Source organism: Streptomyces sp. SAI-170 (assembly GCF_049739565.1).
Lineage (GTDB): Bacteria > Actinomycetota > Actinomycetes > Streptomycetales > Streptomycetaceae > Streptomyces.
On sequence record NZ_JBMGQD010000001.1, the window covers coordinates 5532689 to 5547528 of the forward strand.

Annotated in this window: 11 protein-coding genes and 1 pseudogene; 9 read left to right on the top strand and 3 right to left on the bottom strand. The window is 73.0% G+C overall.

The genetic code is table 11. From position 1 onward, the window contains the following. Positions 1 to 109: 109 nt before the first annotated feature. The 5 genes from RKD23_RS24805 to RKD23_RS24825 all read left to right on the top strand — a co-directional run bounded on the left by RKD23_RS24805 (position 110) and on the right by RKD23_RS24825 (position 5799). Positions 110 to 1423, top strand: a complete 1314-nt coding sequence (locus RKD23_RS24805; protein ID WP_424855673.1) for an MFS transporter — start codon at positions 110 to 112, stop codon at positions 1421 to 1423. Positions 1424 to 1495: 72 nt separating this feature from the next. After that, complete coding sequence (locus tag RKD23_RS24810; protein ID WP_424855674.1) at positions 1496 to 2455, top strand: EamA family transporter; 960 nt, start codon at positions 1496 to 1498, stop codon at positions 2453 to 2455. 34 nt (positions 2456 to 2489) lie between these two features. Then, a complete protein-coding gene (locus RKD23_RS24815) occupies positions 2490 to 3407 on the top strand; it encodes a DMT family transporter (RefSeq protein WP_424855675.1) in 918 nt (305 codons plus the stop codon). A 15-nt stretch (positions 3408 to 3422) separates the two neighbouring features. Continuing rightward, on the top strand, positions 3423 to 4322 hold the full coding sequence (locus tag RKD23_RS24820; protein ID WP_424855676.1) for a LysR family transcriptional regulator: 900 nt from the start codon (positions 3423 to 3425) through the stop codon (positions 4320 to 4322). 220 nt (positions 4323 to 4542) lie between these two features. Beyond that, entirely contained in the window at positions 4543 to 5799 is a 1257-nt protein-coding gene (locus RKD23_RS24825) for a M14 family zinc carboxypeptidase (protein ID WP_424855677.1), read from the top strand. A 47-nt stretch (positions 5800 to 5846) separates the two neighbouring features. On the opposite strand, the gene pepN is transcribed toward RKD23_RS24825, so the two are convergent. Next, the gene (gene pepN, locus RKD23_RS24830) at positions 5847 to 8414 is read right to left on the bottom strand and encodes an aminopeptidase N (RefSeq protein ID WP_424855678.1); all 2568 of its coding nucleotides are present in this window, start codon (positions 8412 to 8414) and stop codon (positions 5847 to 5849) included. A gap of 214 nt (positions 8415 to 8628) precedes the next feature. Between pepN and RKD23_RS24835 the strand changes: the two genes are divergently transcribed. Continuing rightward, the gene (locus RKD23_RS24835; protein WP_424855679.1) at positions 8629 to 9099 is read left to right on the top strand and encodes a DUF1203 domain-containing protein; all 471 of its coding nucleotides are present in this window, start codon (positions 8629 to 8631) and stop codon (positions 9097 to 9099) included. Here the strand turns inward: RKD23_RS24835 and RKD23_RS24840 are convergent. After that, positions 9096 to 10113 (bottom strand): annotated as a pseudogene (locus tag RKD23_RS24840) (aspartate-semialdehyde dehydrogenase). The gene RKD23_RS24835 and the pseudogene RKD23_RS24840 overlap by 4 nt on opposite strands. A gap of 119 nt (positions 10114 to 10232) precedes the next feature. Continuing rightward, complete coding sequence (locus tag RKD23_RS24845; RefSeq protein ID WP_424855680.1) at positions 10233 to 12356, bottom strand: TerD family protein; 2124 nt, start codon at positions 12354 to 12356, stop codon at positions 10233 to 10235. Positions 12357 to 12474: 118 nt separating this feature from the next. Here RKD23_RS24845 and RKD23_RS24850 point away from each other — a divergent pair, with 118 nt between their 5' ends. The 3 genes from RKD23_RS24850 to RKD23_RS24860 all read left to right on the top strand — a co-directional run bounded on the left by RKD23_RS24850 (position 12475) and on the right by RKD23_RS24860 (position 14388). Then, positions 12475 to 13014, top strand: a complete 540-nt coding sequence (locus tag RKD23_RS24850; RefSeq protein WP_404035640.1) for an RNA polymerase sigma factor — start codon at positions 12475 to 12477, stop codon at positions 13012 to 13014. Between the two features lies 1 nt (position 13015). Further along, on the top strand, positions 13016 to 13798 hold the full coding sequence (locus tag RKD23_RS24855) for a hypothetical protein (protein ID WP_424855681.1): 783 nt from the start codon (positions 13016 to 13018) through the stop codon (positions 13796 to 13798). Positions 13799 to 13866: 68 nt separating this feature from the next. After that, positions 13867 to 14388 carry an RNA polymerase sigma factor gene (locus RKD23_RS24860; RefSeq protein ID WP_424855682.1) on the top strand — a complete coding sequence of 174 codons (522 nt, stop codon included), beginning with the start codon at positions 13867 to 13869 and terminating at the stop codon, positions 14386 to 14388. Positions 14389 to 14840: the final 452 nt, after the last annotated feature.

Below are 14840 nucleotides of genomic sequence, written 5' to 3' on the forward strand. Positions count from 1 at the left end.
GATGAAAGTAGGTCAGTGCAAAGTGGCTTGCATAAAAGTTGCTTAGCGCTAAGCTACTTCCCATCAAGCCGCTTCGGCGGTCGATCGCGGATCACAGCAGGGGGACGTCATGCGCAAGAAGCGCGAGCGCGTAGCAGGGGAGTGGGCGCTGCCCGTAGCGGCCGCCGTCAACGGCATCGGGACGGGCATGTACGTCCCCTTCACCCTGGTGTTCTTCCACTACGTCACCGGCCTCTCCTTCGCCGTCGTCGGCGCGGTCCTCACCGTCACCGGGCTCGCCGGACTCGGCGCGCTCCCGGCCGCCGGGGCGGCGATCGACCGGTACGGCGCCAAGCGGGTGCTGTACGTGCTGTACGGCGTGCGGGTGGTCGGCTTCGCCCTCTACCCCTTCGCCCAGTCCCTCGCCGCCTTCGCCGCGGTCGCGCTGGTCACCGCGGCCGCCGACCGGGCCTTCCCGGCCGTCAACCAGTCGCTGATCGGCGAGGTGGCCAGGGGCGAGGGCCGCGACCGGCTCCAGGCGGCCACCCGCGCGCTGCAGAACGGCGGCAACGGCGCCGGCGCCCTGCTGGCCACCCTCGTCATCGCCCTCGCCGGTCCCGCCGGCTACACCTACGCCGCCTGGGGCAACGCCCTGTCCTTCGCGCTCGCCGCGCTGCTGGTGCGTCCGCTGAAGCCGGTGCGCTCCACCGAACCGGCCCCGACGCGCAAGCCCGGCGCCGGATACCGGCTCGTCCTCACCGACCGGCCCTTCCTGGTCCTCACCGGCGCCAACTTCCTCAACGCGCTCAGCTACTCCGCCCTGTCGGTGCTCTTCCCGCTCTTCATCGTGCAGTCGCTGAACGGCCCAGCCGTCCTCACCGGCTCCGCCTTCACCGTCAACACCGTGCTGTGCGCGGCCGCCGGGGTGTACGTCGGCTCCCGCGTCCGGCGGGCCGGGGCCCGGCGCACCCGGGCCGCGGGACTGGGCGGGGCGCTGTTCGCCGCCGCGTTCGCCGCGAACATCGTGCTCGGCACGCTGCGCCCGCAGAACGACACCGTGCTGGGCGCCGCCCTGCTGGTCGTGGTCGTCCTCTACACGCTGGGCGAGCTGATCCACAGCCCGGCCGCCGAGGTGCTCGCGGTGTCGGCGGCGCCCGAGGCGGTACGGGGCCGGTACATGGCGGCGTACCAGATGTCCTGGTCGCTGGCCAAGGCCGTCGCGCCCTCCCTGTTCACCACGCTGCTCGCCCTCGACGGCCGCGCCCCCTGGGCGGTCCTGATCGTCACCTCGGCCATCGCGGCCGCCCTGCTGATCCGCGTCGAGCGGCGGCTGCCGGCCGAGGCGGTCCGGCCCGTGCCGGTGACGGTGGCCCGCAGTGCCGGGCCCGCGGAGAGGCCCGCCGAGGCGGCCGAACCCGCCGAGCCCGCTCGTCTCGCGGCCTGACCCTCAAAGCTCCCGCTCCGTCAGAACCCCTCCGCTCCGCAAGAACCCCGTCGCTCCGAAAGGACTCCGGCCATGAAGCGCTCCGCCACCGTCCTGCTCACCGCCCTCGCCCCGATCTCCTGGGGCACCACCTACGCCGTCACCACCGAGTTCCTGCCGGCCGACCGGCCCCTGTTCACCGGCCTGATGCGGGCCCTGCCCGCCGGGCTGCTCCTGCTGGCCCTCGCCCGGGTGCTGCCGCGCGGTGCCTGGTGGTGGAAGGCGGGGGTGCTGGGCGCGCTGAACATCGGGGCGTTCTTCCCGCTGCTGTTCCTGTCGGCGTACCGGCTGCCCGGGGGCATGGCCGCGGTCGTCGGCTCGGCGGGCCCGCTGTTCGTGGTGGGGCTCTCGGCGGTGCTGCTCGGGCAGCGGGCGACCCTGCGCTCGGTGCTCACCGGGATCGCGGCGGCGTTCGGCGTCAGTCTGGTCGTGCTGAAGGCGGCCGGGGCGCTGGACACCGTAGGGGTGCTGGCGGCCGTCGCCTCCACCGCGTCGATGTCCACCGGCACGGTCCTCACCAAGAAGTGGGGCCGCCCCGAGGGCGTGGGCCCGCTCGCGCTGACCGGCTGGCAGCTCACCGCGGGCGGCCTGCTCATCGCCCCGCTCGCGCTGCTGGTCGAGGGCGCCCCGCCCGCGCTGGACGCCCCCGCGATCGGCGGCTACCTCTACCTCGCGCTGGGCAACACGGCGGTGTCGTACTGGCTCTGGTTCCGCGGCATCGGCCGGCTCAGCGCCACGCAGGTCACCTTCCTCGGTCCGCTGTCGCCGCTGACCGCCGCGGTCGTCGGCTGGGTGGCGCTCGGGCAGACGCTCAGCCCGGTCCAACTGGCGGGGATGGGGCTGGCGTTCGGGGCGACGGTCTTCGGCCAGATCGGCGGACGGCCGGCACCGAAGGCCGAGAAGGCCCAGAAGGCTCAGGGATCATTCAGTTCTACTGAAAAGAACGAACAGAAAGTTTCGATGGACGTGACAGGTCCTGCACTGCGACGGTAGATCCCTCACCGATCACCGCGCAGAAAGGACCTCCGTGGCCCAAACGCTGAAGACCGCCACCACCACCCGTACGAGCCCGAGGACGGCCACCCCCGTCCTCGGGCTCGCTCTCGCTCTGCTGGCCACGGTCGTCTGGTCCGGCAGCTTCGTCACCTCCCGGGGCCTCGCCGACAGTGTGCCGCCGGTGCAGCACGCCTTCTGGCGCTGGGTGGTGGCACTCGCGGTCGTGGCACCCTTCGGCGCCCGGCAGGCCTGGCGGCAGCGGGCCCTGATCCGCCGTCACCTGCGCTTCGTCCTCCTGGCGTCCTTCCTCGGGGTCGCCCTCTACAACACGCTCGTCAACCAGGCGGGCCTGACCACCCCCGCCGCCAACATGGGCATGATCATGGCCGCGTCGCCGGTGCTGATGGCCGTGTACGAGCGCGCGGCGGGCGTACGTCTCGGAGCGCGCCGGGTGGCCGGGCTGCTGACGGCGTGCGCGGGGGTGCTGCTGCTGGTCGGCGGCGGGACGGGGGCGTCGTTCTCGGCGGGGGACGTCTGGATGGTCGCGGCGATGGCGAGCTTCGGCTCGTACAGCGCGCTGCTGCGCCGCCGCCCCGCCGAACTCACCGGTACGGCCTTCCTGTTCACGACCTTCCTCCTCGGCACCCTGATGCTGCTGCCCGCCCAGGCGGCGAGCCTCGCCCTCCAGGGCGGCTTCACCCCGACGCCTGGCACGGTCCTGCCCCTCCTCTACGTGGGCATCGCCTCCTCGGCCGTGGCCTTCTTCGCCTGGAACCGGGCGATCGCGCTGGTCGGCCCGTCCCGCGCCGGCGTCGTCTACTACCTCCAGCCGGTCTGTGTGGCCCTGCTGTCCTGGGCGCTGCTCGACGAGCCGACGGGCTGGGCGCAGGCGGGGTGCATGGCGCTGATCCTGGGCGGGGTGGTGCTGGGCGCGGGCGCGCGGCGGTGACGTAGGTTGCGGGCCATGGCCGAGTGGGACATCCGGAAACTGCACATCCTGCGCACCCTGCGGGAGGAGGGCACCGTCACGGCCACGGCCGAGGCCCTGCGGATGACCCCGTCGGCGGTCTCCCAGCAACTGACCAACCTGGCAAGGCAACTGGGCGTGCCCCTGCTGGAGGCGCACGGCCGACGCGTCCGGCTCACCGACGCGGCCCGCCTGGTACTGCGTCACGCCGAGTCGGTCTTCGAGCAACTGGAGCGCGCCGACGCCGCGTTGGCCGCCTACAGCCAGGGCGAGGCCGGCGAGGTCCGGGTCGGCGCCTTCGCCACGGCCGTACCGGCCCTGGTGGTCCCGGCCGTACGGGCCCTGCGCGCGGAGCACCCCGGCGTGACGGTCCGGGTCCGCGAGACGGAGGCGGCCGAGGCCTACGACCTGCTGGCCGCGGGCGAGGTCGACCTCGCCCTGTCCCTGGCGGCCCACGCCCCCACCACCCAGGACCCCCGCTTCGACCTCCACCCCCTCCTCGCCGACCCCCTGGACGTGGCCCTTCCCCCCGACCACCCCCTGGCCGACGCCGACCCCCTGCACCTGCGCGACCTCGCCGCCGAACCCTGGATCTTCGGCGGCAGCGGCCCCTGGTCCGACATCACCCTCTCCGCCTGCGAAGCCGCCGGCTTCCGCCCCCTCCAGGCCCACTCCGCCGCCGGCTGGACCGCCATCCTCGCCATGGTCGAGGCCGGCATGGGCGTCGCCCTCGTCCCCCGCCTGGCCGCCGTCCGCCGCGAAGGCGTCGCCATGCGCGAACTCACCGCCGACCGCCCCGTCCGCCACATCCTGACCGCGGTCCGCCGAGGCGCATCCGAGGCCCCGGCGGTGTCCCGGGTGCTGGAGGCCCTGCGGACGGCGGCCGGGGCCGACTGACACCTCGTGAAGAGTGAACGTGTGTGCTTGACACGGATGTTCGCTCGCGTGACCCTTGGCGCAAGCTCATGACGGGGCTTTTGCTCCGGCAAGTCCGATGCGTCGTAGGCGATTTGTGCGAGGGGAGCCCGCATGGCCGAGAAGATCGTCATTCGCCCGCTGGACAAGAAGGAGACCACGGGGGACAGCAACTCGCAGGGTGCCTGAGCGGAGCGCCGGGGTGGGGACCTCGTCGTATCCGACTGTCGGTGATCTGGAGCGGCGGGCTCGGGCGCTGGCCGATGCCGTGCCCGGGGTGACGGGCCTGCGGGTGGTGGGGGAGAGCCGGGCCGGTCGGCCGCTGTGGCTGCTGTCCGTGGGGCGTGGTGAGCGGCAGGTGCTCACGGTGGCGGGCGCGCATGCCAATGAACCCGTGGGGGGAGCCTCGGCGCTCCGGCTGGCCGGGGTTCTCGCTCGTCGGCCCCAGCTGCTGCAAAGGCTGGACTGCGCCTGGCACTTCCTGCTCTGTCTCGACCCCGACGGCGCCCGGCTGGCCCAGGGCTGGCAGCCCGAGGAGCCCGCGCCCTCTCTGCAGGAGTGCCATCTGCGGCTGTACCGGCCCTTGTTCGCCCGTCAGCCGGAGTCGCTGCCCGCGCTGGGCGAGGAACGGCCTGCGCTGCCCGAGTCCGCGGCGCTCGTCCGGCTGCTCGACGAACTGCGTCCGGTCGCCCAGTTCACGCTGCACGGCATCGAGTTCGGCGGCGCCTTCGCCATGATGACGCGGCAGGTGCCCGGGGCCGCCCGCGCCTTCCGCAGGACGGCCGCGCTGCTGGACATCCCGCTCGACGACCAGCCCTGCGACGGCCCCGACTGGCGGCCCGACCCGCCCGGTGTGCTGCTGCTGCCCGCCGAACGCACCGGCAGCGAGCGCGACCCGAGCGGCTTCGTCGCCGAGAGCACCTGGCTGTACCCGCGCCGCTACGGCACCCTCACCACCCTCGTCGAGGCACCCGCCTGGGGCGTCGCCGCGCTCAGCGACCCCCGCCCGCCGGCCGACCCCGAACGTGCGGTGGCCCGCGTCGTCGAGGTGCTGCTCGACCGCACCCGCGAGCTGACCGCCGTACTGGACGCAGGGAGCGGTACCGACGACGTGCCCGAGTCTCTTGCCCCGCTCCGCGACGCCGCCCTGGAGCTGATCGACGTCGCGCCGTCCGTCGCGGCGACCTGGACCGCCGAGGAACTCAGCGGTTCCCGGGGGCACTTCGCCACGCTCGGCATGGGCGCGCGCCGTATCCCGCTGCGCGCCGCGGCCATGATGCGCCGGGCGCTCGCCCCTGTCGACGCGGCCACCGCCGACGCGCTCGGCGACCTCGTCCGCGAGTGGTGCCAGGAGCTGGAGAAGGCCTACGCCCCCCGCTGGGTGCCCGTCTCCGCCCAGACCGGGCTGCATGTGCGCACGATGCTCGACATCGGCCGCCGGGTCTGCGCACAAACCTGAGGGGCGCCCGCAGCGGCTCGTACCACTGCGGGCGCCCTGAGAAGGACCTACGCGGCGTCCGCCGCCTGCGCCCTCAGCGCCCGCTCGACGCCCGAGCGGGACTCCGAGATCAGACGGCGCAGGGCCGCGCCCGGCTCGGCGGAGGCCAGCCAGGCGTCCGTGCGGTCCAGGGTGTCCTGGGAGACCTGGACCGACGGGTAGAGGCCGACGGCGATCTGCTGGGCCATCTCGTGGGAGCGGGAGTCCCAGACGTCCTTGACCGCGGCGAAGAACTTCTCCGTGTACGGGGCGAGGAGTTCACGCTGGTCGGTCTGGACGAAGCCGCCGATCACGGCCTCCTGCAGAGCGTTGGGCAGCTTGTCGGACTCCACGACCGACGCCCAGGCCTCCGCCTTCGCCTCCGCGGTCGGACGCGCGGCGCGCGCGGTCGCGGCGTGACGCTCACCGGCCGCCGTCCGGTCGCGCTCGTACTCGGCCGCGATCTCCGTCTCGTCGAACCGGCCGACCGCCGCGAGCCGCTGCACGAACGCCCAGCGCAGCTCGGTGTCCACGGCCAGGCCCTCGATCGTCTCCGAGCCGTCCAGCAGGGCCTCCAGGAGGTCCAGCTGCTCCGGAGTACGGGCCGTCGCCGCGAAGGCACGCGCCCAGGCCAGCTGGTGGTCGCCACCCGGCTCCGCGGAGCGCAGGTGCGCCAGCGTGGCGTCGGTCCAGCGGGTCAGCAGCGTCTCGCGGGCGGCCGGGTCGGCGTACAGGTCGATCGCCAGCTTGACCTGCCGCTGGAGCGACTGCACCAGGCCGATGTCCGACTCCTTGCCGATGCCGGACAGCACGAGCGAGAGGTAGTCGCGGGTGGGCAGCTCCGCGTCCCGCGTCATGTCCCAGGCCGACGCCCAGCACAGGGCGCGGGGCAGCGACGCCTCGAAGTCGCCGAGGTGCTCGGTGACGACCGCGAGGGACTTCTCGTCCAGGCGGACCTTGGCGTACGACAGGTCGTCGTCGTTGAGCAGCACCACGTCCGGGCGGGCCCGGCCGGTCAGCTGCTCGACGGCCGTCAGCTCGCCGTCCACGTCCAGCTCGATGCGCTCGGTGCGCACCAGCTTGCCCGTCGCCGCGTCCACGTCGTACAGGCCGACGGCGATGCGGTGCGGGCGCAGCACCGGCTCGCCCTTGGCGCCCGCCGGCAGCGCCGGGGCCTCCTGGCGGATGCCGAACGAGGTGATCACACCCTGGGCGTCCAGCTCGATCTCCGGGCGCAGGATGTTGATGCCGGCCGTCTCCAGCCACTTCTTCGACCAGGTCTTCAGGTCGCGCCCGGAGGTCTCCTCCAGCGCGCCCAGCAGGTCGGACAGGCGGGTGTTGCCGAAGGCGTGGCGCTTGAAGTAGGCCTGCACGCCGCGGAAGAACTCGTCCTCACCGACGTACGCCACCAGCTGCTTGAGGACGGAGGCGCCCTTGGCGTACGTGATGCCGTCGAAGTTGACGAGCACGTCGTCCAGGTCGCGGATGTCCGCCATGATCGGGTGCGTGGACGGCAGCTGGTCCTGCCGGTACGCCCAGGTCTTCATCGAGTTGGCGAACGTGGTCCACGAGTGCGGCCAGCGGGAGCCGGGGGCCGCCGCCTGGCACGCGATCGACGTGTACGTGGCGAACGACTCGTTCAGCCACAGGTCGTTCCACCACTCCATGGTGACCAGGTCGCCGAACCACATGTGCGCCAGCTCGTGCAGGATGGTCTCGGCGCGCACCTCGTACGACGCGTCCGTCACCTTCGAGCGGAACACGTACTGGTCGCGGATGGTCACCGCGCCCGCGTTCTCCATCGCGCCCGCGTTGAACTCCGGCACGAACAGCTGGTCGTACTTGGCGAACGGGTAGTCGTAGTCGAACTTCTCCTGGAACCACTCGAAGCCCTGCCGGGTCACCTCGAAGATGGCGTCCGAGTCCAGGAACTCCGCCAGCGACGGACGGCAGTAGATGCCCAGCGGCACGGACTGGCCGTCCTTCTCGTACACGCTGTGCACCGAGTGGTACGGGCCCACGATCAGCGCCGTGATGTACGTCGAGATCCGCGGCGTCGGCTCGAAGACCCAGACGTTGTCCTTGGGCTCCGGGGTCGGCGAGTTGGAGATGACGGTCCAGCCCTCGGGCGCCTTCACCGTGAACTGGAAGGTCGCCTTCAGGTCGGGCTGCTCGAACGACGCGAACACGCGCCGGGCGTCCGGCACCTCGAACTGGGTGTACAGATAGGCCTGGTCGTCGACCGGGTCGACGAACCGGTGCAGGCCCTCACCGGTGTTGGTGTACGCGCAGTCCGCGACCACGCGCAGGATGTTGCGGCCCTGGAGCAGGCCGGGCAGCGCGATCCGCGAGTCCGCGAAGACCTCGGCCGGGTCCAGCGCGTCGCCGTTGAGGGTCACCTCGTGGACGGCCGGCGCGACCAGGTCGATGAACGACTCGGCGCCGCCCCGGGCGACGTCGAAGCGCACCGTGGTCACGGACCGATAGGTGCCGCCCTCCTGCGCGCCGGAGAGGTCGAGATCGACCTCGTACGAGTCAACGGTGAGCAGCTCCGCCCGCTGCTGCGCCTCTTCGCGAGTCAGGTTTGTGCCAGGCACGCGGTCATCTCCTCGGTCCACCTCGATGTGTCGGTCCGGCCATCCTTCCATGTGAATGTCCCGGTCCGGGGTGGTCGACGGCCGTCACGGACGACCCGAGGGGAAACCCTCTGCCCCGGCCCCTGCGGCCCGAACCGTCCGCCTCCGGCCGGTTGCGGAACGCCACGTCCGGAATCCGCCGGTGCCCGTCTCGTCACGCGGCGACGCTGGAAGCATGACGACACACATCGCACGAGCGATCGAGCCGGCGGTCCTGAAGGAACTGCGCGCCGCCGACGACCAGGGGCGCGAGCCGGTCCCCGTGACGGACGAGGAGGGCGGCGCCCCGCTGCGCTGCTGCCTGCGCCACAGCCGGCCGGGCGAGCGGATCGCCCTGGTCTCGTACGCCCCGCTGCGCCGCTGGGCGGCACGGACCGGCGCCCGCCCCGGCCCGTACGACGAGCAGGGCCCGGTCTTCGTCCACGCCGACGACTGCGCCGGGCCACAGGGCGGCGAGCTGCCCTTCACCAACGCCCACCGGGTGCTGCGGCGCTACTCCGCCGACGGGCACATCCTCGGCGGGGAGCTCGTGGAGAGCGGCTTCGAGGAAGCCCTCGCAAAAGCGTTCGACGACCCGGCCGTGGCGCTGGTCCACGTCCGGGCCGTCGAGTACGGCTGCTTCTACTACGAGGTCAGGAGGGCTTAGCCCTTCAGCTCCTCGGCGACCAGCTCCGCGATCTGCACCGCGTTCAGCGCGGCGCCCTTGCGGAGGTTGTCGTTGGAGATGAACAGGGCGAGGCCGTTGTCGACGGTCTCGTCCTTGCGGATACGGCCGACGTACGACGGGTCCTTGCCGGCCGCCTGGAGCGGCGTGGGGATGTCGGTGACGACCACGCCCGGGGCGTCCGCGAGCAGCTCGGGCGGCGCGCTCGGGGCTGATCGGACGGGCGAAGCGGGCGTTGACCTGGAGGGAGTGGCCGGCGAAGACCGGGACGCGCACGCAGGTGCCGGAGACCTTCAGCTCGGGGATCTCCAGGATCTTGCGGGACTCGTTGCGGAGCTTCTGCTCCTCGTCGGTCTCGTTCAGGCCGTCGTCGACGATGCTGCCGGCGAGGGGCAGCACGTTGAAGGCGATGGGGCGCTTGTAGACGGCGGGCTCCGGGAAGTCCACGGCCTCGCCGTCGTGGGTGAGCTTGTCGGCGTCGGCGATCACCTTCTGCGCCTGGCCGTGCAGCTCGGCGACGCCCGCGAGGCCCGAGCCGGAGACGGCCTGGTACGTGGCGACGACCAGGGCCTCGAGGCCGGCCTCCGCGTGCAGCGGGCGCAGCACGGGCATGGCGGCCATGGTGGTGCAGTTCGGGTTGGCGATGATGCCCTTGGGGCGGTTCGCGATCGCGTGCGGGTTGACCTCGGAGACCACCAGCGGGACCTCGGGGTCCTTGCGCCAGGCGGAGGAGTTGTCGATCACGACGGCGCCCTGGGAGGCGACCTTCTCGGCCAGGGCCTTGGAGGTCGCGCCGCCCGCGGAGAACAGCACGATGTCCAGGCCGGTGTAGTCGGCCGTGGCCGCGTCCTCGACCGTCACGCCGTCCAGGACCGTCCCCGCGGAGCGGGCCGAGGCGAACAGGCGCAGCTCGTCGACCGGGAAGTTCCGCTCGGCCAGGATCCTGCGCATGACCGTGCCGACCTGGCCGGTGGCTCCGACGATTCCTACCTTCACGGGGACTCCTCTGCGTGACGTGCCTGTGCGTGCCCGGACGGCCGGGACCCTTCCATGATGCGGGGGACCCCGGCGTCCGTGTCCAATCGTTTGCCCGAGGAGTGGACGATCACTCCTGGTCAGCCGCGCCGCTCCAGCCCCCACTCGCCGAAACCACGGACCTGGAGGAATCCGCCCGGGACCCGGTGCGTACCGCGGGATCTTCCGATATGACGCACAGGGAACAGGTTTTCGTCCAGCTCGAAGAGGTGGATCAGGTCGGACAGCATGTCGTAGTCGTGGGTGAGCAGCATCTCGGTCTCGGGCCCGGTGTGACGTACGACTCCGAATCCGCGGCCCGTCACCCGCTCGGTCCGACCGCCGATCTCGGGGGCCTCGTCGAGCGGCACGGGCTCGACACGCCAGCCGACCTTGTCACCGGCCTGGACACGTACGAAGCATGAGCCCTCCGGGGCGACCCAGAGGGGGCCGACGACGGGACGGCGGCGGGTGTCGGTGTCGGCGATGAGGGTGCGCTGGCCCCGCGGGTGGTTCAGCGCGTGCGCCGCCAGATAGCCGGCCTCCTCGGTCGTCCGGGACAGGGTGAGCAGCGTGGGCGGGCCCTGGTAGCGCAGCAGGGCGCTGCCGGTGCCCTCCAGGGGGCCTTTGAGCAGGGGCGCCTCCTCGATGGGCAGCAGCCGCAGCCGCCACTTGCCCGCGCGGCGGATCTGCAGGGTGCGCTGCTGCTGGCCCGTGGTGAACAGCGCATCGGTGCCGCGCTCGCCCTGTCGGAAGCCGTTGAGCCACTCGCCGTCGGAATCGCCGTACTCGTCGAGCAGGGTCACCGTGTGGCCCTGGTCGTCGGCGTTGCGGATGTCGTACTCCAGCAGGGCCGGGTGGCCGGGGCGCGGATTGGCCAGGGTGACCGTGGTGTCCCGGCGTCCCTTGTAGACGCTGTCGGCGGGGGCGGCCGAGCCGTCGAGGACGGGGATGGGGGCGGCCCTGAGCCGCCAGTCGCCCTCGCCGTTGGTCACGGCGACGAACACCGGACCGCGCTGGAGCGGCGCGGTCTTGTCGACCCGGCCGATCTCGTTGAAGAGCAGGCGGCTGTTGTGGAGGGCGGTCAGCCGGTCGGGCTCGTGGCTTTCCACACAGAACAGCTCGGAGTTCCTGCCGCCGTCGAACCACCCCTCGAGGTCGGCCGCGGGTCCGTCCCAGCGCAGCACCTCCGGGCCGGTGCCGCGCACCTCCTCACCGGTGGCGAGCGGGCGCGCCGCGGACAGCGGCCGTACGGTGATCTTCCACGCTCCCTCGAACTGCACACGCAGCCGCAGCCGGCGGTCCTCCGGCACCACGGCCAGGCTCCGGCCGAGGTAGGGGGACAGGCCGCTGTTGTGGACGAGGCGGTCCGGCTTCTTCTCGGCGTCGAGGGTGTCGACGCAGAACAGGCCCTCGCCGTCGTGCTCGCCTTCCACGATCACCGGGCCCGCGGGCAGTTTCACCGAGATCTCGCGGTCGCCGCGGCCGCTGCGGGTCCAGGGGCGGAACTTCGGGCCGAAGGGGCCGACGGACTTGGAACCGTTCGCGCCCCGCACCGCGGGCACGGGGGGTGCGGCAGGCGCGGTGGACGGGGCAGGCGCGGCGGGTGCCGACGGGTTCGGCGCCGGTGTCGCCCCGGCCGGCGGACCCGCCACCTTCGACACCCCGGTGTTCACGACCGGCCCCCGGGGCACCGCCGGCTGCGCCACCTCGATCCCGAAGTCCGTCGCAAGACCCGCAAGGCCCGAGTCGTAGCCCTGCCCCACCGCGCGGAAGCGCCACGCGCCGTCGCGGCGGTAGAACTCGCCGAGCACGAAGGCCGTCTCGGTGGAGGCGTCGGTCACCTCGTAGTGCACGGCGATCGTGCCGTCGTACGCCACCACCTGGAGGTAGAGCCCCGGCACCTGCCCGAAGGTCCCCCCGTCGCAGGAGCCGGCGATCACCACGCGCTGGACGGACGCCTCGACGTTCGGCAGGTCCAGCTCCAGCCACTCGGCGAACTGGCCGTCGGCCCGGCCGACTCCGGCGTGACGCACCGCGCCGGAGGGGTGAAGGGGCTGGTTGTGGAAGACGAGGTCGGCGTCGCCCCGTACCCGGCCCGCGGCGTCGAGGAGCAGCGCCGAGGCGTCCACGGACGGCGTGCCCGGGGCGGCCGCGCGGCCGACCGCCACCCGCAACGGACCGGCGGGGACAGGGGCGTTGGCGCCTTTGGTGATGTGCGTCATGAGGCACATGCTGACAGTGGAGAAGGTGTGAAGGAAAGATCGACGAGGAGATTCCGGAAACCGGGCCGAACGTTTCCGCCCCCACCCGCGTCATAGAGGAAACGCGGCGAGGAGAGGGGTGGCTGTGCTGCGCAGAAAGGCCCGCCGCGGCCAGGGGGCGGACCACGCTGTGGACGACCCGCTGGACGCGGCGCAGGAACGCCGGGTACGGGCGGTGCTCGCGCTCGGCGGGGTGCCGCAGACGGACCTGATGGACGGGGTGCAACAGGTCCGTCTGCGGCTGCTGGAGCGGGCCGCGAGCGGGCGCGAGGCCCCGCGGGACGTGTCGGCGTGGGCGGCCGTGGTCGCCTCCAACCTCGCCATGGACTGGCACCGCGCCAAGCGCCGCCAGGAGCGGCTCGGCGAACGGCTGGCATCCCTGCGGCAGCACGAGCACCCCTCGGGCGAGGACACCAGCGTGCTGTCCCTCGCCGTCGCCCAGGGACTGGACGAACTGCCCGACGCCCAGCGCCAGGTGCTGATCCTGCGCTTCTACGCCGATCTGCCGGTGCGCGGCATCGCCGAGGAGCTCGGCATCCCCGAGGGCACCGTCAAGAGCAGGCTGCACACGGCGGTCCGGGCCCTGCGCTCCCGGCTGCACGAGGACGAGGTGGTGTGACGTGACCGTCGAACACGACGGCTACGACGGCTCGGAGGACTTCGCGGGAGACGGAGCAGGCCCCGACCCGCTGATGGCCGTCATCACCGGCGAACCCCTGCCCGACGAGGCCCGCACGGACGCCGCGTTCATGGCCGAGCACCGCTCCGCCGAGGCCGATGTGGCGCTGCTGCGCGAGCAGTTGGGCCTCCTCGGCCACGCCCTCGGAGAACCCGAGCCCGAGCCCGAACCCGAGCCCGCACCAGCTCCCGTCCGACTCCCCGTCCGCCGGCGCCGCCCCTTCGTCCTCGCGTTCCGTGCCGTCTCGGTCGCCTGTGCCGTGGGGGTGTTCTCCCTGCTGGGCTGGCTCGTGGTGTCGTCCGTGCCCGGTGGGGCGGACGACAGGGGCGGCAGCGCCGACAGCGCCGACAGCAAGGCCGCCGCCGGTCAGACGTCGGGCGGCGACGAGGCGGCGGACATGTCCGCCCCCGGCTACGTCGCCTGCGCCCGGCTCATCGCCGAGGGCGACGTCACGGCCGTGGAATCCGTGCCCGGCGCCGCGCAGGACCGCATCACCCTGCGCGTCACCCGCCACCTCAAGCCCGGCCGGGGACCCGCCGAGGTCAGCTTCCCGATGGACCACGACGTGGACCCCCGTCTGCGCACCGGCGACCATGTCCTGATCAGCATCCCGAAGGGCGCCGCCATGCCGGACATCTGGAGCGTCGGCGCCCAGGAGGTGGCCGAGACCAGGGCCTGGATCACTCAGGCGCTGCCGGAGTCACGGAGCATCCCGTGTGAGTGACCGGGGCGGGAATCGAACGATCCGTGCTGCTCCCGCGTCATAGGAGAAACACGATCGAGAGGAACGCAGTGCCGACGAGGAGTCATCGGGACGCGGACACCGACCTGCTGGACGCGGTGCAGGCGGACCGGGTCCGCGCCGTGCTGGCCCTCGGCGGGGTTCCCCAGGACGACCTCCAGGACGGCCTCCAGCAGGTGCGGCTGCGGCTGCTGGAGCGCCGGGCGCGCGGGGAGGACCCGCCACGGGACGTCGGGGCCTGGGCCGCGGCCGTGGCGTCGAACCTCGCCGTGGACTGGCACCGCAGCAAGCACCGGCAGGAACGGGTCAGCGAGCGGCTCACCCTGCTGAGCACGCCGGACACCCAGGTCGCCGACGGCCCGGAGAACGGCCTGCTGGCCCTCACGGTCGCCGAGGGCCTGGACGCGCTGCCCGCCGCCCAGCGGCAGGTGCTGATCCTGCGCTACTACGCCGATCTGTCGGTGCCGCAGATCGCCGAGCAGCTCGGCGTCCCCCTGGGCACGGTCAAGAGCAGGCTGTACGCGGCGGCGCAGTTCCTGCGCAGGCGCCTGTGCGTGGAAGAGACGGTGTGAGGGTGCGCAAGGACGACAGGGACGGGCACGACGAGCTGATGGCGGTCCTCCTGGGCGAGCCGGCCCCCGAGACGGACGCGGAGTCCGCCGACCGCCACGCGGCCGCCGACCGGGACATGGCCGTCGTACGCGAGCAGCTGCGACGGATCGGCGACGGCCTGGCCCGCAAGGCCACCGAGGCACAACACCCCGGACCCCGGCTTGAGCCCGAGGTCCGGCTTGAGCCCGGGGCCCGGCCTGAGCCCGAGCCCCGGCCCGAGCCCGAAGCCGAGCCCGAGCCCGAGGCCCAGCCCGAGCCTGAAGCCGAGCCGGAGCCCCGGCCCGAACCCGAGCCCCGGTCTGAGCCCGAGGCCCGGCCCGAACCCGGGCCCCGGCCCGAACCCGGGCCCCGGCCTGCGCCCGAGATCCGGCCTGCGCCCGAGATCGCGGCCTGCGCCCGAGCCCCGGCCCGA